The sequence below is a fragment of the Halalkalibacter alkaliphilus genome, from assembly GCF_023555415.1.
Classification (GTDB): domain Bacteria; phylum Bacillota; class Bacilli; order Bacillales; family Bacillaceae_D; genus Halalkalibacter; species Halalkalibacter alkaliphilus.
The window spans coordinates 16079-40200 of sequence record NZ_JAKRYL010000031.1 but is presented as its reverse complement, the minus strand read 5'-3'; the positions used below and the strand labels follow the sequence as shown (position 1 = coordinate 40200).

Here is a 24122-nt window from a genome sequence, read left to right as displayed (position 1 = left end):
AGAACTTCCCTACTGTTTCCATCACCATAAAATGATAATTGATGGTACAATAAGGATCGAATACATTGAAATGAGTGTGTGTGAATTATGTTAAAATCCATTACTGGCTGGACATTATCGAGCATTATATTTATTGCTTTTATTTTTTTAATGATTGAAGTATCAGCAGAAGTTAAAGAAGTAAAATCATTATCATCTGTTATCAATGAACAAGTAAATTTAGAAGAAATTGTCCTCTCTAATAATAGTTTAATTTACGATCGTAACGGGGATGTCATTAGCGAGGTTTTCCGAGATGAGAATCGGGTATATTTACCTTATGAAGAGATTCCATCGGTGGTCATAGATGCTTTTATTGCTACAGAAGATCAACGTTTCTTTGAGCATAAAGGTTATGATGCTATTGGAATTGCAAGGGCCATCCTGGCAAATGCTAGACACGATAGCATAGAAGAAGGTGGCAGCACAGTGACTCAGCAACTCGTTCGAAACCTTTTTCTTACCCATGACCAAACGTATAACAGAAAATTGAGTGAGATCCTTTATGCTCATGAGCTCGAAAAAAACTATACCAAGGAAGAAATTATTGAACTATATATTAATACAATTTATTTCAGCAATGGTATATATGGAATAGAAGCTGCAAGTAGGTTTTACTTTAATAAACCAAGTGAAAGACTAACTGTAGCTGAAGCTGCTTTTTTAAGTGCAGTTCCGAATAATCCTAGTCATTACGATCCATTAAGAAATAGTGAACAAACAAAGCTAAGACAGCAATGGATATTACAAAAAATGCTGGAAGCGTCCTATGTAACATCAGAACAATATGAAGAGGCACTTGATGAGTCGATTGTCTTGAACGTTAGTCCTAAAACCGATTTACACCCTGATTACGTCACTTACGTTCATTCGGAATTTACTGAACTAATTGCAGAAAGCGAAGGGTTTAATCAAAAGCTTTCGCAAGCATCTACTGAAGAGGCAAGACAAGACATTCAACGCTCTCTTGATGAACGAGTTCAACAATTATTTAAAGAAGGGATTCATATTGAAACAGCCTTAGATCCTTTCTTACAAAATCTAGCTATTAAGTCCATTCATAGACAAGTACCAAATTCAGATGTACAAGCATCAGCCGTTGTTTTAGACCATCACAGCAATGAAATTGTTGCAATTACGGGCGGAAAAGACTATCGTAAATTCGATTTTCATAGAGGGTATCAAAATCCTAGACAGCCCGGTTCAGCAATTAAACCGTTACTCGTGTATGCTCCTTATTTTGAGGATTTTGATGTTCCTATTCAAAGTACGATCAATGCCGATAATGTGTGTTATAAAGTTAGTGGAGAAGATTATTGCCCTAAAAACTATGGTGGTGCCCAATACGGGATGGTCCCTTTAACAACAGCACTGAAACATTCTTATAACACCCCTGCTGTTCGAATTTTGGATAGAGTTGGTATTGAAACGGCATTTGACTATCTTGCTCCGTTTTCATTTTCACATGTAGGTGAAAATGATTATAATCTCTCTTCTGCTTTAGGGGGCTTTTCGCACGGAATGACTCCACTTGAGTTAACGAGCGCTTATACAACTTTTGCAAATGGAGGCAACTTTCAGCCTTCTTATGCTATTCGGAGCGTAGCAGATAAAGATGGGAATGTCCTTTATACTTGGGAAAAAGAAGCGAACCGCGTGTGGAGTCAAGCTACAAACGATAAGATGCGTAAGCTGCTATCAGAAGTAATGGAAAGCGGAACTGCTAGAAGAGCTCAAGTTTCAGCACCATACTCTGGAGGAAAAACAGGCACCACAAACAATTATTATGACTTATGGTTCGTAGGTTTAACAGATCAATATACGACTGGAGTATGGGTTGGAAAAGACAAGCGATCAAGCATAGCTCACTTAAATAACCAAGCACCACATTTACAAATTTGGCGTGAATTAATGAGATAAACCAAAAAAAGGACTTGCCTCTTATAAAGAGAACAAGTCCTTTTTCGTTTATATAGGTAAACTCGCCATAAAACTATTGTATAGTCTCAAAAGTGCAAAGACGACAGCTAACAAAAATACGCTCCAGAAGATCACTTGAAAAAATATAAATCCGATAAGCCCTGATAAACTCAATGTATTACTAATTTTATATACTAGAAAAACAAAGTAACTTATGCTGGCTAAAAGAAATAAGATAACGACCATGAAAATAAATTGTGCAAGAAGGACCGCAATTACACTTGCAGCTAAGTAAATCCATGAACCTGCTCTTACTTTATTTAACTCATTTCCTTCTTCATCCTTGGAAAAGAACAGCATAGAAAGTTCTATCGTTGTATCCGCAATTAATTTTAAAGCAGAGAAAACCATAAAGAAAAACAATAATAGCAAAAACATTAACGTTAACTTTATACCACTTTCGGAAATGAATTCTAACATTCCGCTGTAAATACCTAAATTTGCTAGTTCGCCAAGAATAAATCCTTGAACATAAATAGCGAATGCGAGACTAAATAATAAAATAGAGATTAGTGGGAAGTGACTAGTGATGTAACGATTTGACAAGTCAGACGTCTCCTTCTTTTCTATAATTAGGTTTAAAATTATAAACAATGATGACAACTTCATAAGCTTAACGCTTTTTAGAGTTAAAGAAACTGTCAACCTCTTTTAAGTAAACTCTTCGACGCTTTCACGTAACTTTCATTTCTTTCTTACTGAAATTGTTTTATAATGGACATATGCTTGTGACAAGGAGGAATAAATATGGGTACATTGCTCATCCTTGGTGTTAGTATTGTTTTCTTCGTTGCTATATTTACAGCAGGATATGAAGACAATCCACACAAAAATTAATACTTACTTATGAAATCGACCAATCTCTTCGGAGGCTGGTCGATTTTTCACTCCACCATTTTCACTTTAAATCTTGAAACCCTTGTTGACGAATTGCTTCATATATCACAATTGCAGCTGTGTTAGATAAGTTTAGCGATCGGATTTTATCCGTTTGTGGAATCCTAAAGCATTGATCTACATTCTTCTCAATGATACTTTGTGGCAACCCAGTAGTTTCACGACCAAACACAAAAAAGTGATCTGTCTTTTCATTAGAATAATCAAATTCACTGTAATTTTTTTTGCCTACTGTTTCAATAAAATAAAAAGCTCCCTCTGGATATGTTTCAAATAGCTCGTCCATCGAATCATAATAATTGATAGAAACACTCGGCCAGTAATCACAACCAGCACGCTTCAGCATTTTGTCATCCGTTGAAAATCCAAGAGGACGAATCAAATGCAACGTAGTATTGGTTCCAGCACATGTTCTCGCTATGTTACCTGTATTGGCTGGGATCTCTGGTTGATAAAGCACGATATGTAATCCCACGTGCATACACCTCTATTTCCTTTAATTAATAAATAAGCTAGCTGTTTCGACAAAATTCATTATACCACCTACGTATGAAAGAAGAAATGCTGAAAGAGAATGACTTATGAAAGTCACCCTCCCATCCCCTAGATACCAAAAGGGAAGACCGCCCTTTTTATCCATGCTTGTGCGAACATGATTGCGATGGCTTCTCTCGCCGTGCGCCTTTTAAGAAGATCGCTTAAAAGGCTTAAAACCTTTTACGGCGGCTCCGCTCATCGCGTCGATTTCGTACCAAAAGGGAAGACCGCCCTTTTGGTACGAAATCTATCCTATTATCTTAAAAAATTTGTATTTGATATTTGGTGTCCAGGCGGTTGAGTCTTCGTATTTCCAATAGCGCATACGGCTATTGGTTGTTTGGGCATTTACGAGAGGTTCTCCGTTGGCGTCTTTCTCTACTACAATGGTAGTATGCTGCCACCTACCATCACCATTAAAGTCATAACAGATGACATCACCTGGCTCTAAATCATATGCACTTTCCTTCTCTTCTCCTCTTAAACCACTATTTGCCCCACTCAAATACCACCTTAATGCATGGGCAACCGACCAACTATAACTCCAGTTATTCGATCTAAACCACCAGCCATTTGAACGGTTTGGATACCCATTCATTTTTGCTCCGCCTGCATGTAAACATTGCGATATAAAGTTTGTACAGTTATCCGTAAACTTACGATATTTAGGGTTATAATCATCCCACCACCTTTCAGCATACCGGACTGCTTCCCGACGATTATACGAGCGGTTAGAAATACTTTCATTTCCATCACGAATCATTTGATCGTTCAGCTTTACTTCCCTCTCTTGTTCCTGTGGCTCAAAAACGTTATCTTCTACCAATTGGTCACCAACAAACGTTGCTCTCCTACTCTCCACTTGTTCTTCAAGGTACACTTGGTCTTTTAGTTTTATTAAATATTCACAACGCTGAAAGTAATCAATATATAAATGGTCTTCCATACGAGATTTACGAATAATATCTCCCTCAACAAAAGAACGAACAATCTCAGCTCCTCGTTCTTTGTTCATGTTTATCTTTTTTTCAACTAGACTATCTACATTTTCGCTTCTTGTCTCTTCAACAAATTGGTGATTTCTTTCTTTAATCATTCGATGTAGTTGTGTTACGATCTTTTGGTTCATGCCACATTCTCCTTTCTTCTATAACAACCTATGCCTCGCAGCTTGTTCGAAATGAAACAAAAGTTAGCTAACGATTTTTAGATTAGGAAAAAGTGTCATCCATTAAATTCAAAAAAAAAAGAATGACTAAGTCATCCTCTCTTACGATATTTTCTCTATTGCTCCTTCTAAACTTAAGAGAAGCTCTTTTTTATCTAAGCCGCCACCATACCCTACCATGTTTCCATTACTTCCTATGACACGATGGCAAGGAATGATAATCGGAACCGGATTTTGGTTATTAGCTCCGCCAATCGCCCTAACTGCTTTAGGTGCACCTACTTGTTGGGCAATTTCTTTATAGGACTTCGTTTGTCCGTATTCGATTTCTTTTAACGTGTTCCACACTTTTTTCTGAAATTCCGTCCCACATAAATCAAGTGGAACATCAAAGTGATCCCTTTTACCCGCAAAATAATCCTCTAACTGTTTACAAATGGGATGCAGGGTTTCCTTACAGCGTATCACTTCACCTTTTCTTCCTTGCTTTTTTAACCAAGCTTTCAATGAAGCTGAGCATTTGGATAGCTCTCCAAAATGAATGTGACAAACGCCTTTTTCAGTAGCAACAATTGTAAGAGTACCTAGGGGACTATTCATTTCATCGACATAGTGTGTTAATTGCGTTGTCATATAATCCCTTCCTTCCAATGTCCAATCTTTCCCTAATCTTACATTAGTAAAACAAGATTCGCTTGTTAATCAATGCTTATTTTCAATCATATTTAGGCCTTTATCGATTTCTCGAACAACATTTTCATCTTTTTCGGTGTTTTTCGCTCTATTGAGTACAATATACTCCTCTAAGCTACCTATTTCACCAATAGCCCAAGCTGCTGTCCCTCTAATAACTGGTCTTGGATCTTTCTTAAGCAACTCGATTAAAACTGGCAATGCTTTTTTATCTTTAAAATGGGCCAAAGCAATGATTGCATTCCGTTGAATTGGTTTCTTTCCCCTCCATGAACCTGATACGTGGCCAAATCTCTCTTTGAACTCTCGATTGCTCATTGTAAGCAAAGGAATTAGCTTTGGTTTTGCTGTTTCTGGGTCCGGTTCCATTTCTTCATGAATATGAAAATCCTTTCCTTTGTTTTCAGGGCAAACTTGCTGACATGTATCACAACCGTAAAGTCTATTTCCAATTTTTTTACGATATTGATCAGGAAGAAAGTCCTTCGTTTGAGTTAAATAAGCAATACACTTTTGAGAGTCTAGCTGTCCCCCCTGCACTAAAGCCCCCGTTGGACAAGCGTCAACACATTTATTACAAGTTCCGCATTGTTCTGTAATTGGTATGTCAGCTTCAAATGGAATAGTCGTCACTACTTCCCCTAAATACACATAGCTTCCAAACTCAGGAGTGATGATCGCACAATTTTTCCCGCTCCACCCGATCCCTGCGCGTTCAGCTACTGCCCGATCTGATAGCTCACCCGTGTCAACCATTGACTTAGTCCTAGCCTCAGGTATACGCTCGTGCAAAAATTGCTCAATTTTTTTTAGCCTTTCTCTCAACACATCGTGATAATCCTTCCCCCAGGAAGCTCGGCAGAAGACCCCTCTTCGATCTTCACGCGTGCTTTTTGGCGGATCTTTCATCTTTGAAGGATAAGCAAGTGCAATAGAAATTATCGTTCTTGCCCCTTCTACAAGCTTTTCCGGTTGGACCCTCTTCTCTATATCAGGTTCTTCGAATCCAGATTGATAACCTAGCTGTTGTTGAATAAGAAGTCGATCTTTTAATTGTAAAAATGGGTCCGCAGAAGCAAAACCAATTTTGTCAACTCCTATTGTTTTACTATATGCAATTAGCTCATCCTTTAATTGGGCAAGTGACATAGTCGATCACCTTTCTTCATCCTTTTCCTACCAATGTGCTACAATGAAACAAAAATGGTAGGAGGAAACTCACTCATGATTAATTTATTTATTGATAAATCCATATCATCCAAGATACCCACGTTTAAAATAGGGGCAATCCATTACAATAATATCGTGATTAGTGATTCACCTCAAATGTTAAAAGGACGTTTACAATTTTTTCAAGAAACATTAAAAGTAGAATTAGAGACAAAAGAACTATCCGATTTTAAAGGCATTTCCGAGTGGCGTCAAGTTTTTAAAACGCTCAATATGAATGCTAGTAGATATCGTCCATCTCATGAAGCCCTGTATCGCCGTATAAAAAAGGGACAACCTCTCCCGCTTGTTCACTCTGCTGTTGATTTGAATACATTTTTTTCATTAGAATATGTAATCCCTTTAGGCATTTACGATTCAGCCTCTATTGAAGGGGATGTTACGTTTAGACTAGGCTTAGAAAATGAAGCGTACGATGGAGTGAACGGACGTGAAAATGATATGAGCGGTAAACTTGTTAGTGCCGATCAACTAGGAGCTTTTGGCAGTCCAATTGTTGACTCCATGAGGTCTAAGGTTACTGAAGATACGACCTCAGCTCTTCACCTCTTTTACATGCGACCTTCAATGGAAATTGATGAAGCTTCAAAGTTGCTTCAAGCGGCAGGTACAATGTTCACTCAAGTACACGGCGGAGACTTTCAATATAAAGTAGTCACTTTTCGTTAGAAAAAATTGGTTTATAATTTTCTTTTAATGGGAAATAGTAAAGTGAAGATCATTAAAGGAGGTTATCGTATGAGTCAAGAAAAAGTGTCATCAATCTTAAACAAACAAATTGCTAACTGGAGTGTTTTATTTATTAAGCTTCACAATTATCATTGGTATGTAAAAGGGCCCGCATTTTTTACATTACATGATAAGTTCGAAGAGTTATACAATGAAGCGTCTACACATATTGATGAACTAGCTGAACGTCTGCTTGCACTTAAAGGACATCCTGTAGCAACAATGAAAGAGTTTCTTGAAACGGCATCCGTAAAAGAAGCTAGTGGAGATCAAGATGCTGAGTCAATGGTAGGAGAATTAGTAGAAGATTTTAATATATTAATCGATGAATTAAAAGAGGGCATGGAAGCAGCTGATTCGTTAGGGGATGAAACAACAGCTGATATGTTACTTGCTATTCATCAATCGTTAGAAAAGCACAACTGGATGTTACGTTCATTCTTGAAATAAACCAAAAAAACTCCCTTTTAGGGAGTCTTTTTGGTTTATTCTGCTTCTGGTGTGAAAGTACGCTTTGAGAATTCGTCATCTAACATAAAGAATGCATTGCTATCATCATCAATCCGTTTTAACTTTTGAATAATACTATCAAACATATCTTCTTCTTCAACTTGTTCTTCAATAAACCACTTTAAAAATGTCATTGTTGCATGTTCACGATCATCGAGAGCTAGATCAGATAAGTGATAAATTTTCTTCGTTACTTCCTTCTCTTGTTCCAACGCTTTTTCGAATGCGTCTAAAACAGATGTGAATGTGTTATTAGGTTCTGGTAATGATTGAATCATGGCTCTTTCTCCAAGTGAATTAATAAAATTGTAAAACTTCATCGCATGAAATCGTTCTTCCTCAGCTTGGACAAGAAAGAAGTTAGCAAACCCGTCTAAGCTTTCATCAGAACAATAAGCTGCCATAGCTAAGTACGAATGCGCGGCATAAAATTCAAAATTCATTTGATCATTTAACGCTTTTTTTAATTCTTCATTTAACATCCTAAACCCCACCTTTCCTTTCCATATTATAGCATTCCCCTTCATATAATGTCTTGAAACCTATCATTGACTTTTTAATAAAATGAATAATGAATTAATCAAACGTTTAATTAACTTCTCCACACACTGTTATAAGGGCTATTCAAGGATTTAAACAAACGTTTATTTAATTCCATAAAAGATGGGAGTATACGGTTTATTACTTCCGTATTCTCCCATTCATCTTCAACTAACTTTGCTTTGGGCTTTTAACGGGTCAATTGGATTTTTTGCGTAATGTAGTTCGGTAGCAAGGTAGGCAAGGTGTCTTTCCTTCTCTTCTTTAGACCAACGTAACTTTTTGGCCATATAATCTGTCACTAACCCTTTCCATTCTTCTACCCATTGAATATTAAAAAATAATGCACTCGTGCGCCGATTAAAGAAATCAGTAGGAGTTGAAACCATTTCTTCCTCCATCCCATATTGAAGTTGAGCTAACAGTAAAGGAGGAAGTTGGCTTTTTTTCACTTCTTCCCTATTGTTTTTCAAGAGGGAAAATACTTTATCAACATTAGATCCATACAACTTCGTGACACGTTTAGCCTCTGTTTTGTTTAATCCTAGCGCCACACCTTCGGCCACCTTTTTCTCAATGAAGGATTCAAACTGAACTGAGCCCCCAACATTTCCACCTGATAATTTGATCTCAGCCGTTGTACATGGCTTTTGATTGCCTAACTCTTTTGCAACTAAGTCAACAATACGTTCAGCCATCTTCCGGTAACCTGTAAGCTTTCCACCTGCAATTGAGATTAATCCAGTATCTGAAATGAAAATTTCATCTTTACGAGAAATTTCTGATGCACTTTTTCCTTCTTCATGAATGAGTGGACGTAGCCCTGCCCAACTTGATTCGATATCTTTAGCAGTTAATTTCACTGAAGGAAACATATAGTTCACAGCATTTATAATATAGCTTCTGTCTTCCTCTGTCATTCTAGGATGCGTAATATCTTCGTTGTAGAACGTATCCGTTGTTCCAACATACGTTTTCCCGTCACGAGGAATGGCAAAGACCATACGGCCATCCTTTTCTGTATCAAAATATACGGCCTGCTTAAGCGGAAAGCGGCTTTGGTCAATAACAAGATGAACTCCTTTTGTGAGATGCAGATACTTCCCTTTTTTAGACCCATCTTCTTCACGAAGAGTATCTACCCATGGTCCTGCTGCATTAACAATTTTTTTCGCATAGATTTCGTACTTTTTACCAGACAAAAGGTCCCTTACTTTTACAGCAACCACTTTTCCATTCTTATAAATAAAGCCTTCTGCTTTTGTATAATTTGTTGCTTTTGTTCCTCTTGTTACCGCTTCTTTCATTACTTCTAACGTTAAGCGAGCATCATCTGTCCGATACTCAACATAGATTCCGCCGCCTTTCAAACCATTTTTACGTACAAGTGGCTCTTTTTGCAAAACACCATTTTTATTTAACATTTTGCGGCGTTCGTGCTTTCTTACACCAGCTAAGAAATCATATACTTTTAGTCCAATCGATGTTGAGAATTTTCCAAATGTCCCCCCCTTAATCATCGGCAAAAGCATCCACTCTGGTGTCGTAACATGAGGAGCATTTTCGTACACAATGGCACGCTCTTTCCCTACTTCTGCGACTAGTTTCACTTCAAACTGCTTTAAATAGCGAAGACCGCCATGAACAAGCTTAGTAGACCTGCTTGATGTACCAGCTGCAAAATCTTGCATTTCAATCAAGCCTGTATCTAACCCTCTCACTTGAGCGTCTAGCGCAATACCAGCCCCTGTAATTCCCCCTCCAATTACTAATAGATCCAATGTTTTCTTACTCATATCTTCTAAAATCGTTTCACGTTCTTTGCTTGCAAATGTTGGCATGTATATCTCCCCTTATTAAATAATGAAAGAAAAAAAGAAGACCACAACATCCCTAACTAGCTTCTAGCTAATTAGAGTGTTGTGGTCTTCTCCTAATCTCCGACCAATATTAACTTAATTAAAATTATACTGTAATTCTAAGAAATTTCAAGACTTATTTGAAGATTTTTGCAGCTTCTACAGCCTTTTTCCACCCTTGATAGAGTGATTTTTGTTCAGATTCTGGCATAGATGCTTCAAAACGACGATCAATATCTGATTGATTTTTAATTTGCTCTTTATTTTCCCAAAAACCAACTGCCAATCCAGCTAAATAAGCGGCACCTAGTGCTGTTGTTTCTTGTACTTTTGGTCTTTCAACCGGAACACCTAACATATCGCTTTGAAATTGCATGAGAAAATTATTCACAACAGCCCCACCATCCACTCTTAACGTCTTCACTTTAATACTCGAATCCTCTTCCATAGCTGTTACGACATCTTTTGTTTGATAAGCTAATGCTTCTAACGTAGCCCGTATAAAATGTTCTTTCTCTGTCCCGCGAGTAAGACCAAACACAGCTCCTCTTACGTCGCTATCCCAGTAAGGCGTACCAAGTCCTACAAAAGCGGGGACGACATACACCCCCTCTGAGGAGCTGACTCTTTCTGCGTATTGTTCTGTATCTTTTGCCGACTTAACCATTCGTAGTCCATCTCGTAACCATTGAATCGCTGAACCAGCAACGAAAATACTTCCTTCAAGGGCGTATTCGACTTTTCCATCCACTCCCCAAGCAAGCGTAGTTAAAAGTCCGTGATCTGATTTTACTGCATGATCCCCTGTGTTCATCAACATAAAACAACCTGTACCATACGTATTTTTTACCATACCTTCTTCAAAACAAGCTTGCCCAAATAACGCTGCTTGTTGGTCACCAGCCGCTCCCGCAATTGGAACCTCTGCACCAAAGAAATGATAATCAACTGTTGTTCCGTAAATGTCCGATGATGGTTTCACCTCTGGAAGCATTGCTTTTGGTATATCTAACATAGACAGAAGTTCGTCATCCCACTTCAAGTCATGGATGTTATACATCATGGTTCTTGAGGCATTGGAATAATCGGTTACATGTACTTTTCCGCCTGACAGCTTCCAAATAAGCCACGTGTCGATCGTTCCAAATAATAGATCTCCCTTTTCTGCACTTTCTCTAGCCCCTTCTACATGGTCCAAAATCCATTTTACCTTCGTTCCTGAAAAGTAAGCATCGATAAGCAATCCTGTTTTTTCCCGAACCATATTTTCATAGCCTTGTTCTTTTAATTGTTCGCAAATTCCTGCCGTTTGTCTTGATTGCCAGACGACTGCATTATAGATAGGCTTTCCTGTGTGCTTTTCCCAAACTACAGCCGTCTCTCTTTGATTTGTAATCCCTATACCGGCAATTTCTTCTTTATCAATATTGGCTTTGAGCATTACCCCAGCCATAACTGCAAGAATTGATGCCCATATTTCATTTGCATTATGTTCAACCCATCCTGGGTTAGGATAAATTTGTTCTATTTCTTTTTGCTCTATAGCTACAATTGAACCCTTCTTATCAAATACAATCGCTCTTGAACTGGTTGTTCCTTGATCCAAAGCTAAAATATATTTTTTCTCCATATTATTTCCCCCAAACTTCATTAGTTTTCTATTAATGTGTAATTGCGCTTTTTGTTAGTTGATACAATTCTAGTTGATTCATACTCCTTGCCTCATACATATATATAATGTTACCAAAAATAGTATGAGCACAACCAAGATAGTGGAGTTAACCTTCTTCAAAAAGCGCAGCATAACTGAGGAAACTCACCCTCAACTTTGTAAGATTAAGAGAGCTTTTCCATCAATTTAAAGAAAAAGAGACAAGCAAAGGAACCTATCACTCAATGAATAGGTCATTTGCTCGTCTCCAAATCTCCGTCACAATCTATTAACTTATTAACTATTAAAACAAAACAAGAAAACGCTGTCAATGTTTTTATAAACATATTTCTGTTGCCCAATTACTTTTTTAAAAATTCCACAACTCTTGTCTAGAAGTGGTTACTCCTATCGCTCCAGCCTCTAATGCTCTTACAACGTCTTCTTTTTCTCGAATAAGCCCGCCAGCTATAATAGGAATACCCGTTCTTTCATACACTTCTTCTATAATATGCGGCATGACTCCTGGAAGGACTTCTATATAATCAGGCTTTGTTGTTTCTAACAATTTATAGCTTGTCTCCAACGCAATAGAGTCCAACAAAAATAAACGTTGAACGGCAATAATTGAATGTTTTTTAGCCGTTAATACGACATTTTTTCTTGTTGAAATAATGCCAGCAGGTTTAATATCCTGACAAATAAATTGAGTCGCATATTCGTCTGTTTTTAATCCTTGAACTAAATCAACGTGCAAAAAAACCTCTTTCCCTGCTTTGTTCGCTAACTGGACCAAACTTTTCAGTTGTCCAATATGACTATTTAATAGAATAATTACTTGAAACTTACTCTTTAACAACTTTTCAAATTCCTTTATCGTTCTTGCAGCAGGAAATATCTTTTGATTGATAAAATGTTGTGATGACACTTGCACCAACTCCTCTGTAGCATCTTTGCCTATTAAATCAATAAACATGCCTATTGTCAAAGGGGTTGGAGGCGACTGAAAAAGGGACGATTTTCACCTTTTTCAGTCGCCTTTAAGCAATGAGCGGAACCGTTGCTTTGTTTTAAGCCTGCTATGAGTGGGTTTCTCGTAGCAGGCGCGCAACGTGTGGAGCCATTGCTACTTCCTCGAATTTACTAAAATGGACTTTTTCAGTGGCCTCAGGGGGGTGAGCCCAAAGGTCTGTTTTTGACCTTTGGGTTAAACCCATCCTAAAAAAAGGTTGCCTCCTTGATTTTTCTAAGAGACAACCTTTCGACTAATTAACCTGGAACAGACATATCTAAGTCTTCTATTCTTCTTTCAACATATTTCGTATCTTTTCTTGCGTTGTAACGGTCTGCTTTTTCTACTTTTACTGTGACATTGTAATCTGGTATTTTTGCTAGTTTTTCATATCTTCCTTTTGGCAACAAAAAGTTTCCTTCTGGGAAATGAACACCTAAATTCCCCTTTGAAATATTGGCATATTTCGCCTTTCCTTGGAAGACACCAAAGCCATTATGAATGACAATTCCTTCCCCTTCAGCGATGCTTAGCTCATGGGCATCTTCTGCATTTATCAGGACATCATACCGCTCAGCATTATTAAACGGGTCCGTTTCTTTGTAAACCATAGAGTTAAATTGCTTACCTCGACGAGTCGTAAGGACAAATTGCCCTTCCTTCTTACCCATATCAGGAATGTCAACAGGAAGCAGGTTTCCTTTTCCATCTGGAGTAGGACAGATTCCGTCTTCACAAAGCCATGCTCCTCCCCATTGGAACACATCGCCTTGTTTCTTTAAATGTTGAACTCCTTCGTAATTCGGGTTCGCAATCGCTATTTCATCACGAATTTCTTGCCCTGTTTTAAAATCTACTAAATGAGCAGAATCCGGCTTCACTCGCTTAGCAAGGTCGACGTAAATCTTCCACTCTGATCGTGCTTCTTCGATATGATTTTTATTTCCTTCAATTTCTGGTGAGAAATAGACCATTCGCTCTGTTGATGTAGAAGTACCGCCTCCATCTTGCTCGTAACGAGTTTTTGCTGGAAGGACAATGACAGCTTCTTTTGCATCTACGAGAGTTGAGGTGTTTAAGATAATATCTTGGTGAACTCGAATTTCTAATTCAGCTAATGCCTTTTCAATAAAATTCGGATCAGGCATTGTCTCTAAGAAGTTTCCACCTGACATATAATATAGTTTTACTTTACGTTCATGGTCTTCTGGAAGAACGATGTTTTCTAATGTAATCCCAACAACATCTCCTTGCCATCTCGGAATGTTAAATCCCCATATCTTTTCCATGCGAGCGATATTGTCTTCAACAAAATCTCCACCTGGTAATACGAATGGATCTGCCCCCATTTCACCAGACCCTTGAACAGAAGAGTGACCACGGAACGGCATTAACCCATTGTATTTGCGCCCTATGTGCCCACGAAGAAGAGCAAGATTAGCTACTTGGGATATATTATCCGATGCAAATGCATGCATCGTTAACCCTAATGCCCACGCATAAACTGCATTTTTGCTATTCGCTAATAACTCTGATAACTCAATAATTCTTTCTTTCGTAATTCCTGATGACTTGATAATGTCATCCCATGATTGAGCGACGACATGGGCTTTTAATTCCTCATAAGAATTCACATGTTCCTGAACGAATTCATGATTAATAGCTGAGCCATGAACACCCTCTTCCATCTCAAACCAATGCTTCATAATCCCTTGCATAAAGGCGATATCTCCACCGATATTAACTTGATAGAAATCATCAGCAAGCTTTGTTCCAAATAACGCTGATTCTGCATTTGATGGCACCCAGTATTTATCCATCGCAGGCTCTTTATATGGGTTAATAACGATAATCTTTGCCCCGCGTTTTTTCGCCTCTAGCATATATTTTGTTGAGACTGGTGATGCATTCGATGCGACACTTCCCCAGAATAAGAGAACATCTGCTCCAAACCAATCTTGGTAATTACAAGTAGATGCACCGACTCCAATAGAGCGTTTTAACGCTGTTTTACTCGGTGAATGACAAATGCGGCTTGCATTATCGATGTTGTTTGCACCTAAGAACCTTGCTACTTTTGCAGCAACATAATACGATTCATTTGTGATACCTCTTGATGTTAAGTAAAACGCATATTGTCTTGGATTTAATTGCTTCATCTTGTCCGCAATCATATCCATTGCTTCATCCCACGTTAAACGAGAAAATTTCCGCTCTCCTTTGCGGCGAATAAGAGGATAAGGAATCCGGCCTAATTTTCTCAATTCTGTACTGTCATACTTCCTTAATTCATCAATATCCGCATGTAGTATTTCTTCTTTAATAGCCGGTGCTGTATTTAACCTAAGTACATTGAGTCTTGTTGTACACATATGAGGGCCTTTTAACGTCTGATCAAACATTCCTGAAACGCCTAATGCACAGCCATCACAAACACCTTTTGTTAAAATTCTCGTTGCATATCCAATATTATCTTTATTATCCCAAGCAATTTTCATTGAATCACGAATATGTTTCGGCTTCACTTTTCCAAGACCAAACGGAATTGGACTTACCCAATGTTTCGGTTGAAGTGCTTTTGTTGCTTTTATCGGTCCTTGATGTTTTGTTTTTCCCATGATCACTCACTCCCCCAAATACTATTTACTTAATCTCTATGGCCATCTCAATAAAAAAACCACCGTACTACCCCAATTTTTTAGTGGTATGGACGGTGGTTAAGTCTTCTGCAGGATCGCTACTAAGTACCAAACCAAATCTATAGTTTTTTTGAAAATTTTTCTTCTATATCTTCATCAAATACAAATATCGATATACCAAAATCTTTTTCAATATCAATATCAACATATAGGTCTAAGAAGTTACACTGTAAGAACTCTTCCATCTCAGCAGGCGGATTCTTGCGATACATATCTTTAACCATTTCTGTTCTTGCAGCTCGCAGCATTTGCTTTCCTTCATCTGCTGTTGCGATAAACTTCTCAACAGGTGAAAGATTTCCTTCCATCTCACATATTGCCCATTTTTTGCAAAACGTTGTACTTATTTTGCTTGGACCTTTACCCATATGCTTCTTTCGGAAGGAACGTACTAAATTACTAAATTCCGCTTCATATTTGTTCATTTCCTGTACCCTCATTTTCTTTTACTTACTAAAAGAGTAGTTCGAGTAACTATAAATGTCAAATAGGTTAACTAGCTAAATCCCTTACTTCGTTCTTTTCTTTTAATTGTTTAATATCAATACGGATCACAAGAGAAACAATCAATGCTGCAATAAACATAAATCCGAAAATATAAAGAGTACCCGCATAACTATCAGTTGTTTCACGAATCCAGGATGCTAGGATTGGTCCAACCAGTCCAGCTAATGCCCAAGCCGTTAAAATATAACCGTGAATGGCACCAAGCTGCTTTGTCCCAAACAAATCACCAATATAGGCTGGAATTGCTGCAAATCCACCACCATAACAAGTAAGGATTAAGAACAATACTGCTTGGAATAAAATTGCATGTGTAATACTAGGTAGAGCAAAGAACGTTACAATCTGGATGATAAAGAATGCTGTATAGACATTTGCACGGCCTAAGTAGTCTGATACAGATGCCCAACCAATACGCCCTAGACCATTAAATACCCCCATTACACCGACCATTGTTGCTGCTGCAGCTGCTGATAGACCCGCTATTTCTTGAGCCATCGGTGAGGCAACAGATAATATGGCAATTCCGCAAGTTACGTTAATAAATAACATCACCCATAAATACCAAAACCTTCTCGTTTTCACAGCTTCATTTGCTGTTAACTGCGAAAGATCAGATTTAATTTTCTTTCCGTCACTTTGTACATTTGCCATATAGCCAACAGGCGGTCTTTCAATGTAAAGAGCCGATGCTAACATAATAATAAAATAAATTATCCCTAACGTGAAAAACGTATTCGCAATTCCAACTGAACCAATTAAGCTTGCCATAATTGGACTAGCTATCATAGCAGAAAAACCAAACCCCATAATCGCAAGCCCTGTTGCTAACCCACGACGATCTGGAAACCATTTAACAAGAGTCGATACAGGTGTAATATAACCAACACCAAGACCTATTCCACCAAGTGCTCCGTATGTGAAATATAAAAGCCCAATGGACTCTATGTTAATGGCAAAACCTGCTCCAACTAATCCAATACCAAAAAATGTTGCCGCCACTAACCCCGACATTCTCGGGCCATACTTTTCAACAAAATGCCCCATAAAGGCTGCTGATAAACCTAAAAACACAATTGCAATACTAAATGTTAAGGAAACAGCACTTAAATCCCAGCCAAGTTGCTCTCTAATCGGGTTAGTAAAAACACTCCATGCATAAACAGACCCTATTGAAATATGGATTCCAACGGCAGCTAGCGCAATTAACCAACGATTCTTCAATTTCCCCTTCGTTTCTCCCATTTTATTCACTCCTTTTCCTTCCAACTAAACACAAAAAAATCGACGTAACTCTCTTAAAGGAAAAAAAGATTCCTTAAAAAAGCACGACGATTAGTCTCAAGCAGGTTTCGCTACTTTATACCAATAGTAATCGCTTACAACTACTGCTCACTTAATACCGAAGACAGGGTCGCTATCTCGATCATTAAATGTTACAGATTTATGAATGCAACTAAATCATAACTTGTTTTCAAAAAAAATTCAATATATTTATATTGTAAATTTATAGATTATATGATTGATTTTCTATTCGAAGTCTTGTCAGTTTTAAGAGAATGTGTTTATATTTGATACGTTACTATTTTCTAACATACAAAGGGGGTTATTTGCTTGACTGATTCACTTAGCTCAACTAGATCCATTACCAAGTATAGTCATCATCTTTTTTCTAGAGTAGAAGATGATATCGTAATCGAGTTCCCTTTGACTATTTATATAAATAACGAAGAATTCGCTACAATGGTTTGTAGCCCAAGCAATTTGGAAGAATTGGTCATCGGTTTCTTAGCATCTGAAGGTATAATTCACTTTAAAAAAGAAATAAAGGAAATGACTATTGATCAAGAACGTGGCTTTGCCTACGTCCAATTACATGCTACTGAAATTAAGAACCAGCAGTTTTTTTCTAAACGTTTCATTGGATCCTGCTGCGGCAAAAGCCGTCAATTTTACTTTCAGAATGACGTGCGCACAGCAAAAACATCGATGACATCAACAACGGTTACAGCTGAACAGTGTATTGATCTAATGAAAAAAATGCAAGATACTAGTGTTGTATTTAAAAATACAGGCGGGGTTCATAATGCATCTCTCTGCACGGCCCATGAGCTCATTCTTAGCCGCTCAGACATCGGAAGACATAACGCACTTGATAAGCTTTATGGTTATTCACTATTAAACGGAATCTCTGTCAGAGACAAAATTCTTGTATTTAGTGGTCGGATTTCATCAGAAATATTAACAAAAGCCGCTAAAATTGGCGTCGGGATCGTCTTATCAAAGTCAGCCCCTACCGATTTAGCGATACAGCTTGCAGAAGACTTAAATATAACAGCTGTCGGATTTATTAGAGGATCATCCTTTAATATTTATTCACATCCCAAACGCATTGTTCTTGAAAGTAAGTAAACTAAAGGAAGGAGGGATTGTATGAGCTCTTGTAAACTCGATCACCCTTTAGAAGATGTTCTTTCTAAATTAGATTCCCAAAAATCTTTTTTGCCTGCTGAGCTATTTGAAGAATGTCAAACGTTCTTAGCTACGAACCCAACTCAGCTTGAGTTAAACGAATTATTTCATTTGTTAAAGAAATACGACCTGGCTTCCGAAGAAGAACAGCTCACTCGCAATGAAGCGATTGCTAACTTACTGACAGCATAGGAAAAAACCCCTGACTCTTAATGGATCAGGGGTTCGCTTGAGATGTAATTAGCACGCTAATTCGCATCTCCTTTTTTCGTTGTTATATCAATGTTTAGAAGCAAAAGATGCTATTTTAACTAGGTATGGAGAGAGCCAATAAGCGGAAATTTTTCTGTTAGACTGTAGACTAGAGACGGTTCGGGGTATATAAGCGGAGGTTTTCCGATTAATCAATGCAAAATTACCCATTTTCACGTTTTGAGTCAATAGTCGGAATCTTTCCGTCTATTTCAGCTATTTTCAGTGCTACTTTCTAATTAAGAGAAATTTCTCCCCTTATTTATCAAATTACTTTAGAGTCAGCGTCTAACGAACTTGTACAATCGGTAGCGTTAGATGAATAAGGCTAGGTTTATAGACCAAAAAGGATCAGATTCTAAAATCTGCTCCTTTTGTTTTGTTATTTGTATTGTTGGTTTTTCCGCTAAAACCTATGTTAATTTATAGGTTATTTGCCATGTTGAATTGCATTTTCTCCCTCTCAACCGAACCCGTTATCTTAATGGATCAGGGGGTTTTCACAATTACTCAACCTCCGCTTACAGGAGGAATAAATGCAATCACATCTCCATCTTTCACTACTTCATTTTCATCGGCGTAGCTTTCGTTTATCGCTATCATCGTATTTTCAAGCGTTGTTAAATTGTACTGTTTTTGTAGCCAAGACTTGACTTCATTTACCGTTACACCTGCTTTATCAACCTCGACTTGATCTGTACCTGCTTCTTCTTGAAGTTCAGCAAATAATAAAATTTTAATCATTTTCTTCCCCCTTAATACTGGGTTTCCCTTCTGGATAAGCGTTCTTCTCAAGCTGATCGCCAACCCATTTCGTACCATCTTCCCAAAACTCTTTCTTCCATATTGGGACAATTTGCTTGATTCGCTCCATCGCATATTCATTTGCTTCATAAGCTGCTTTACGATGAGGGGTGGAAACAGCAATAATAACAGCAATCTCAGATATATCCAACGTCCCTACACGATGTGTAATTGCAATCGTTGAACCTGGCCACTTATCACGAACTTCTTGACCAATTTGTTCTAACATTTTTATCGCCATAGGTTTATAAGCTTGATACTCTAACTTTAACGTTCGTTTTCCATGTGTTAACTCTCTTACTGTTCCGATAAACGTTGCAATGGCACCGCATTCTCTTCTAGTCACCTTTTCCACTACTTCTTCAATTGATAATGGCGTATCTTTGATATCAAATAGTTGACTCATGTTTATCACTCAATTTCTGTAATATATATTCGATAGATTTTGACGTATCATCCACGTGAAAGGTTGGAAATGTTTGTTCGTAATCTGGTAGGGGCTCCCACGTAATCACACAGACGATATTGCTTGCCTGTAACAATTCAATATCCTTTTCACTACGAAGGATCACAACTTTTGGATAGTGCTCTTTTTTAAACCCTTCTACCAATATAATATCAGGTGAAAAGCTTTCGTATAATTTCACCATTTTTTCTAGAGACCACGTTTGATTCTTTATATGAATCTGCAAGGAGCCTCCTCCTTCAACTGCGGTAATTTCAGCTCCTGCCTCTTGATGACGTTCACTATCCTTAAGCTCGCTCTCATTTTTTTGGGGACTTGCATGACCATGGTGCTTAATGGTTGCTACCTGTAAACCCGCGCTACTGTACCTTTTAATAAGTGCTTCCATTAAAGTTGTTTTTCCACTATTTTGATAGCCAACTACCTGTAAGATGGGACAATATTGTTCCAAGGCCATTCACTCCCTTGATGATCCTCAAGTAACAATACATCAACTGACATCCCTTTTTCATATCCTCTTGTTCCTCCAGGCAAAAGCAACAGACAATCAGCTCCGCCTAATGAGCTTACAATTCCCGATTTATCAACTCCAGAAGGAGAGGCAACTAATTTCCCTTCAATAAAATCGATTTTTGCCCGAACCAGCCTCATAAAAGGGTTTGGTTTTGGGAAATCAGTTCCTAACGTAGCTTTCACTTTTTGAAGATGTGGATATGTATTATATAAAGCTCTTCGTAACATCGGACGGACAAATAACTCAAATCCAACATAACAAGCTGACGGATTCCCAGATAAACCATATACCATTTTCCCATCAACACTTGCAACGGTTGTTACACTTCCGGGTCTCATCGCTACTTTATTAAAGAGAACGGTAGCTCCTAACTCTTTTAAAATTGCTGGTACATAGTCATAATCTCCTACAGAGACACCACCTGTTGTAATTAACATATCAACTTCCGACAGAGCTTCTTTCGTTGCAGTTAAACAAGCCGCAAAATCATCGTTTAACTTCCCGAAATAAATTGCTTGTCCACCAGCTCTCTCAATTTGGGCCATAATCATATATGCATTTGAATTCCTAATTTTTCCTGGTGCGAGTGGTTCATCAACGTTAAGTAGCTCACTTCCTGTTGCGATTACACCGATAACTGGCTTTTTTGCAACAGTAACTTGATCGTAACCAAACGTTGCAAGTAAAGCAACTATACCTGGATTAATTTGCGTGCCCTTTTTTACTAACACTGTTCCCTCTTTTGTGTCTTCCCCTTGGTAAGAGATATTATCTCCCTTTTTAAACAAACGTTTGATTAGTATTTTGTTATCACTAACTTCTTTTGTTAATTCAAGCATAACTACGGCATCGCACCCATTTGGAATTGGAGCCCCTGTCATAATTCTCACAGCCTGAAGTGGTTTTACTTCTCCTTCAAAGACATACCCTGCGCCAATTTCCCCAATAACATCAAATTCAATTGGATTGTTCGAATTTGCTTCGTTCGTATCTTCAGATCGAATAGCAAAGCCATCATACGGAGAACGATCGAACGCTGGTACATCATGAGACGCTAGTAAATCTTCTGCCAAAAACCTTCCATAACTGTCTTCTATGTTAACCGTCTCAAACTTCGGAGCCACGTCCTGTTCCATTACTCTTTTTACTGCTTCTTCAACTTGAATCGGCTTTCTCTTTTCTACCACAGCACTCACTCCGTTTTTAAATATTTCGAAAATACTATTTGTAACATACTAAACATCATTGAAAAACGGGGTTATCCCAAAAAGGTATGATTTTAACCTTTGGAATAACCCCGAGCATGCGAGAAGTCGCTATATCATTAAAAGCTTTGAGAGGAGTGTTTTCTTCTCTCAATGGCGAGTAGCGAACGGAGCCATTGCCACCTAGTTCCTGACATTTCACTATTCTATTCTACCCACCAATATAGGACATTTCAATTTTCTTTCGGTTTTTTACCGTTTCTTCCGTCCGGTCTTCTGAATATTTATCTGTGCGAGACTGCCAAATTTCTGTAATTCTTGACTCTATTTCTCTGTCTGATACACCCGTCCGAATAAGAGATCGTAAGTCATATCCACTCTCAGCAAATAAACAAGTATAGAGCTTTCCATCAGCTGAAATTCTGGCACGTGTACAATTTCCACAAAAAGTATCTGAAACAGATGAAATAATTCCAATCTCAGTATCTGTCCCTTTATACCGGTACCTTGTTGCGACTTCACCTAAATAGTCTCTTTCCACTTCTTCAAGTGGAGCAATCGTTGAAACTTTTTCTAGTAATTCCTTTTTCGTTACAACTTGAGAGAAATCCCAGCCATTTGTTTGACCCACATCCATAAATTCAATAAAGCGTAACGGAATATCTCTATCTTTACAGTAACGAGCTAATCTAACAACTTCCCCTTCATTTACGCCTTTTTTTACTACCATGTTAATTTTCACTTGAAGCCCTGCTTCTAATGCTGCATCAATGCCTTTTAAGACGACTGCTGACGTCACTTTTCTACCATTCATTTTTTGAAAAATTTCAGTTGTAAGTGCATCTAAGCTGACGTTCACACGCATCAACCCTGCTTCTTTAAGTAATCTTGCCTGTTTTACTAAATGGACTCCATTTGTCGTCAAAGCGATATCCTCAATCCCATTGATTACAGATAGTCTCTTAATTAATTCAGGTACATCTTTTCGAAGCAATGGTTCTCCGCCTGTTAAGCGAATTTTCTTAACTCCTAACTTGGTAAACTGTCGAACCAATCGTTCAATTTCATCAAAGGAGAGCAGTTCTTCTTCTCTCATAAATACATAATCCTCGCCGAATACTTCTTGCGGCATACAGTAGGAACAGCGGAAATTACACTTGTCCATAATTGATATGCGCAAATCTTGTAATGGTCGCAAGTATTTATCGCTAACGTGCTTGATTTCCATGTCTATTCCTCCTCTTCTTCCTCATCCATTTCGGCGAATTATTGGTTGATTGTTAAAAAACTGTTACTATTAATTAAGGTATAATAAATCATTCTAACATAAAAAAGGAAGGTGAATAACTTCTATGCATAATATAAATACTTCCAAAAGTATAAATGTTGCGATCTTAACGATTTCAGACACGAGAAATAAAGAGGATGACCGCAGTGGCCAAACCATTCACTCACTTTTACAATCTGAAAACCATACAATTGTTGAATATCAAATCGTTAAAGATGAACTCCATATCATCCAAGATGTAGTGCAAACGTGGACGGAAAATAAAGAAATCCAAGCTATTATCCTAAACGGCGGCACTGGTTTTTCTCCACGAGATGTTACATATGAAGCCGTCTCTCAATTATTAGATAAGCAGATGGACGGGTTCGGAGAGCTATTTCGAATGTTAAGCTATGAAGAAATCGGGCCAAAAGCTTTATTTAGTAGAGCTGTTGCTGGAAGTAAGCAATCTACAGCCATTTATGCCTTGCCCGGGTCGACAAACGCTGTGAAACTAGCTATGGAAAAATTAATTTTACCGACTATGCCTCATTTTGCTGAAGAATTGGTAAAGAAATGAGGGTAGCGGGTGTAGTCCTGGCTGGTGGACAATCTTCACGTTACGGAAAGCCGAAAATGTTTGAACGTTATAACGGTCTTCCTTTTTACCTTCATAGTACAAATGCACTTAAAGCTAGTGGCATTGATTCAGTTTATATCATTACAAATCCGTCTCTTTCTGAACAATTCGATGTAAATGCTACATTACTTATTGAGAAAAAGCAGCATAACGGTCCATTATATGCGTTGACTTTTGCCATGCAGTCCATTCAAGATGTTGATTGGTATGTTGTACTAGCTGCAGACATCCCTTTCATCTCTAAAGATATTATCGATACATTACTGAATTATGCAATCGGCTCATCCTATGATGCTATCGTTCCAGTTACAGGGAACAAGAAGCAGCCTCTGATTGCGATGTATCATCGTCGATGTTTGCCCTTGGCAGAAGAGTTAATTGAAAATAACCGAAAAAGTATGCAACCACTGCTACAGAAAGTAAAAGTAAACTATATACACTTCCCTAGTACAAA

The 24122-nt window shown here is 37.9% G+C and carries 23 protein-coding genes and 1 pseudogene; 7 read left to right on the top strand and 17 right to left on the bottom strand.

The features are described from left to right. The first annotated feature begins 87 nt into the window (after positions 1-87). On the top strand, positions 88-1959 hold the full coding sequence (locus tag MF646_RS20760) for a transglycosylase domain-containing protein (RefSeq protein WP_250098414.1): 1872 nt from the start codon (positions 88-90) through the stop codon (positions 1957-1959). A 48-nt stretch (positions 1960-2007) separates the two neighbouring features. Here the strand turns inward: MF646_RS20760 and MF646_RS20755 are convergent, their stop codons facing one another. The 5 genes from MF646_RS20755 to queG all read right to left on the bottom strand — a co-directional run bounded on the left by MF646_RS20755 (position 2008) and on the right by queG (position 6463). Next, positions 2008-2565 (bottom strand): DUF5366 family protein, encoded by a 558-nt coding sequence (locus MF646_RS20755; protein ID WP_250098413.1) that lies wholly within the window; start codon positions 2563-2565, stop codon positions 2008-2010. Positions 2566-2917: 352 nt separating this feature from the next. Continuing rightward, on the bottom strand, positions 2918-3391 hold the full coding sequence (gene trmL / locus MF646_RS20750) for a tRNA (uridine(34)/cytosine(34)/5-carboxymethylaminomethyluridine(34)-2'-O)-methyltransferase TrmL (RefSeq protein WP_250098412.1): 474 nt from the start codon (positions 3389-3391) through the stop codon (positions 2918-2920). 309 nt (positions 3392-3700) lie between these two features. Further along, entirely contained in the window at positions 3701-4582 is an 882-nt protein-coding gene (locus MF646_RS20745; protein ID WP_250098411.1) for an amidase domain-containing protein, read from the bottom strand. A gap of 141 nt (positions 4583-4723) precedes the next feature. Continuing rightward, complete coding sequence (locus tag MF646_RS20740) at positions 4724-5254, bottom strand: methylated-DNA--[protein]-cysteine S-methyltransferase (protein ID WP_250098410.1); 531 nt, start codon at positions 5252-5254, stop codon at positions 4724-4726. 69 nt (positions 5255-5323) lie between these two features. After that, entirely contained in the window at positions 5324-6463 is a 1140-nt protein-coding gene (gene queG, locus MF646_RS20735; RefSeq protein ID WP_250098409.1) for a tRNA epoxyqueuosine(34) reductase QueG, read from the bottom strand. A gap of 75 nt (positions 6464-6538) precedes the next feature. Here queG and MF646_RS20730 point away from each other — a divergent pair, with 75 nt between their 5' ends. Both MF646_RS20730 and MF646_RS20725 read left to right on the top strand, forming a co-directional pair. Further along, complete coding sequence (locus MF646_RS20730; protein ID WP_250098408.1) at positions 6539-7213, top strand: B3/B4 domain-containing protein; 675 nt, start codon at positions 6539-6541, stop codon at positions 7211-7213. Positions 7214-7282: 69 nt separating this feature from the next. Continuing rightward, positions 7283-7723, top strand: a complete 441-nt coding sequence (locus tag MF646_RS20725; RefSeq protein WP_250098407.1) for a Dps family protein — start codon at positions 7283-7285, stop codon at positions 7721-7723. Between the two features lie 35 nt (positions 7724-7758). On the opposite strand, the gene MF646_RS20720 is transcribed toward MF646_RS20725, so the two are convergent. From MF646_RS20720 to MF646_RS20690, 7 genes are all read right to left on the bottom strand, one after another. Continuing rightward, positions 7759-8265, bottom strand: a complete 507-nt coding sequence (locus tag MF646_RS20720; RefSeq protein ID WP_250098406.1) for a ferritin — start codon at positions 8263-8265, stop codon at positions 7759-7761. A 225-nt stretch (positions 8266-8490) separates the two neighbouring features. Beyond that, complete coding sequence (locus MF646_RS20715; RefSeq protein WP_250098405.1) at positions 8491-10164, bottom strand: glycerol-3-phosphate dehydrogenase/oxidase; 1674 nt, start codon at positions 10162-10164, stop codon at positions 8491-8493. A gap of 154 nt (positions 10165-10318) precedes the next feature. After that, complete coding sequence (gene glpK / locus MF646_RS20710; RefSeq protein WP_250098404.1) at positions 10319-11812, bottom strand: glycerol kinase GlpK; 1494 nt, start codon at positions 11810-11812, stop codon at positions 10319-10321. Positions 11813-12203: 391 nt separating this feature from the next. After that, a complete protein-coding gene (locus MF646_RS20705) occupies positions 12204-12761 on the bottom strand; it encodes a glycerol-3-phosphate responsive antiterminator (RefSeq protein ID WP_250098403.1) in 558 nt (185 codons plus the stop codon). 341 nt (positions 12762-13102) lie between these two features. After that, positions 13103-15463, bottom strand: coding sequence for an FdhF/YdeP family oxidoreductase (locus MF646_RS20700; RefSeq protein WP_250098402.1), 2361 nt, complete (start codon positions 15461-15463; stop codon positions 13103-13105). Between the two features lie 140 nt (positions 15464-15603). Continuing rightward, entirely contained in the window at positions 15604-15969 is a 366-nt protein-coding gene (locus tag MF646_RS20695; protein ID WP_250098401.1) for a Na-translocating system protein MpsC family protein, read from the bottom strand. A gap of 67 nt (positions 15970-16036) precedes the next feature. After that, on the bottom strand, positions 16037-17293 hold the full coding sequence (locus MF646_RS20690) for an L-lactate MFS transporter (protein ID WP_250098400.1): 1257 nt from the start codon (positions 17291-17293) through the stop codon (positions 16037-16039). A gap of 369 nt (positions 17294-17662) precedes the next feature. On the opposite strand from MF646_RS20690, the gene fdhD reads away from it, so the two are divergent. Together fdhD and MF646_RS20680 are read left to right on the top strand one after the other, a co-directional pair. Continuing rightward, positions 17663-18460, top strand: a complete 798-nt coding sequence (fdhD, locus tag MF646_RS20685; protein WP_250098399.1) for a formate dehydrogenase accessory sulfurtransferase FdhD — start codon at positions 17663-17665, stop codon at positions 18458-18460. Positions 18461-18481: 21 nt separating this feature from the next. After that, entirely contained in the window at positions 18482-18712 is a 231-nt protein-coding gene (locus MF646_RS20680) for a group-specific protein (RefSeq protein WP_250098398.1), read from the top strand. Positions 18713-19282: 570 nt separating this feature from the next. Here the strand turns inward: MF646_RS20680 and moaD are convergent. From moaD to moaA, 5 genes are all read right to left on the bottom strand, one after another. Beyond that, the gene (gene moaD, locus MF646_RS20675; RefSeq protein ID WP_250098397.1) at positions 19283-19516 is read right to left on the bottom strand and encodes a molybdopterin converting factor subunit 1; all 234 of its coding nucleotides are present in this window, start codon (positions 19514-19516) and stop codon (positions 19283-19285) included. Next, positions 19509-19982: a molybdenum cofactor biosynthesis protein MoaE gene (locus MF646_RS20670; protein ID WP_250098396.1), complete on the bottom strand. Its 474-nt coding sequence runs from the start codon at positions 19980-19982 to the stop codon at positions 19509-19511. Before MF646_RS20670 ends, moaD begins: the two co-directional genes overlap by 8 nt. Next, entirely contained in the window at positions 19966-20499 is a 534-nt protein-coding gene (gene mobB / locus MF646_RS20665; protein ID WP_250098395.1) for a molybdopterin-guanine dinucleotide biosynthesis protein B, read from the bottom strand. Before mobB ends, MF646_RS20670 begins: the two co-directional genes overlap by 17 nt. Then, positions 20463-21743: a molybdopterin molybdotransferase MoeA gene (locus MF646_RS20660; RefSeq protein ID WP_250098394.1), complete on the bottom strand. Its 1281-nt coding sequence runs from the start codon at positions 21741-21743 to the stop codon at positions 20463-20465. The genes mobB and MF646_RS20660 overlap by 37 nt, the downstream gene beginning before the upstream one ends. A 229-nt stretch (positions 21744-21972) precedes the next feature. Next, the gene (gene moaA / locus MF646_RS20655; RefSeq protein WP_275980393.1) at positions 21973-22989 is read right to left on the bottom strand and encodes a GTP 3',8-cyclase MoaA; all 1017 of its coding nucleotides are present in this window, start codon (positions 22987-22989) and stop codon (positions 21973-21975) included. Between the two features lie 124 nt (positions 22990-23113). Here moaA and MF646_RS20650 point away from each other — a divergent pair, with 124 nt between their 5' ends. Beyond that, entirely contained in the window at positions 23114-23608 is a 495-nt protein-coding gene (locus MF646_RS20650) for a MogA/MoaB family molybdenum cofactor biosynthesis protein (RefSeq protein ID WP_250098393.1), read from the top strand. Beyond that, a pseudogene (locus tag MF646_RS20645) lies at positions 23605-24048 on the top strand (molybdenum cofactor guanylyltransferase); the annotation flags it as partial. The gene MF646_RS20650 and the pseudogene MF646_RS20645, both read left to right, overlap by 4 nt. Positions 24049-24122 lie beyond the last annotated feature (74 nt).

Bases quoted from the DNA above. Each gene is read 5' to 3' on its own strand.
- MF646_RS20695 (WP_250098401.1), bottom strand. From the start codon at position 15,969: ATGAACAAATATGAAGCGGAATTTAGTAATTTAGTACGTTCCTTCCGA.
- MF646_RS20760 (WP_250098414.1), top strand. From the start codon at position 88: ATGTTAAAATCCATTACTGGCTGGACATTATCGAGCATTATATTTATT.
- MF646_RS20715 (WP_250098405.1), bottom strand. From the start codon at position 10,164: ATGCCAACATTTGCAAGCAAAGAACGTGAAACGATTTTAGAAGATATG.
- queG (WP_250098409.1), bottom strand. From the start codon at position 6,463: ATGTCACTTGCCCAATTAAAGGATGAGCTAATTGCATATAGTAAAACA.
- MF646_RS20680 (WP_250098398.1), top strand. From the start codon at position 18,482: ATGAGCTCTTGTAAACTCGATCACCCTTTAGAAGATGTTCTTTCTAAA.
- moaD (WP_250098397.1), bottom strand. From the start codon at position 19,516: ATGATTAAAATTTTATTATTTGCTGAACTTCAAGAAGAAGCAGGTACA.
- MF646_RS20740 (WP_250098410.1), bottom strand. From the start codon at position 5,254: ATGACAACGCAATTAACACACTATGTCGATGAAATGAATAGTCCCCTA.
- MF646_RS20690 (WP_250098400.1), bottom strand. From the start codon at position 17,293: ATGGGAGAAACGAAGGGGAAATTGAAGAATCGTTGGTTAATTGCGCTA.
- moaA (WP_275980393.1), bottom strand. From the start codon at position 22,989: ATGGAAATCAAGCACGTTAGCGATAAATACTTGCGACCATTACAAGAT.
- MF646_RS20700 (WP_250098402.1), bottom strand. From the start codon at position 15,463: ATGGGAAAAACAAAACATCAAGGACCGATAAAAGCAACAAAAGCACTT.
- glpK (WP_250098404.1), bottom strand. From the start codon at position 11,812: ATGGAGAAAAAATATATTTTAGCTTTGGATCAAGGAACAACCAGTTCA.
- MF646_RS20670 (WP_250098396.1), bottom strand. From the start codon at position 19,982: ATGAGTCAACTATTTGATATCAAAGATACGCCATTATCAATTGAAGAA.
- MF646_RS20720 (WP_250098406.1), bottom strand. From the start codon at position 8,265: ATGTTAAATGAAGAATTAAAAAAAGCGTTAAATGATCAAATGAATTTT.
- MF646_RS20745 (WP_250098411.1), bottom strand. From the start codon at position 4,582: ATGAACCAAAAGATCGTAACACAACTACATCGAATGATTAAAGAAAGA.
- MF646_RS20730 (WP_250098408.1), top strand. From the start codon at position 6,539: ATGATTAATTTATTTATTGATAAATCCATATCATCCAAGATACCCACG.
- mobB (WP_250098395.1), bottom strand. From the start codon at position 20,499: ATGGCCTTGGAACAATATTGTCCCATCTTACAGGTAGTTGGCTATCAA.
- MF646_RS20725 (WP_250098407.1), top strand. From the start codon at position 7,283: ATGAGTCAAGAAAAAGTGTCATCAATCTTAAACAAACAAATTGCTAAC.
- MF646_RS20650 (WP_250098393.1), top strand. From the start codon at position 23,114: ATGCATAATATAAATACTTCCAAAAGTATAAATGTTGCGATCTTAACG.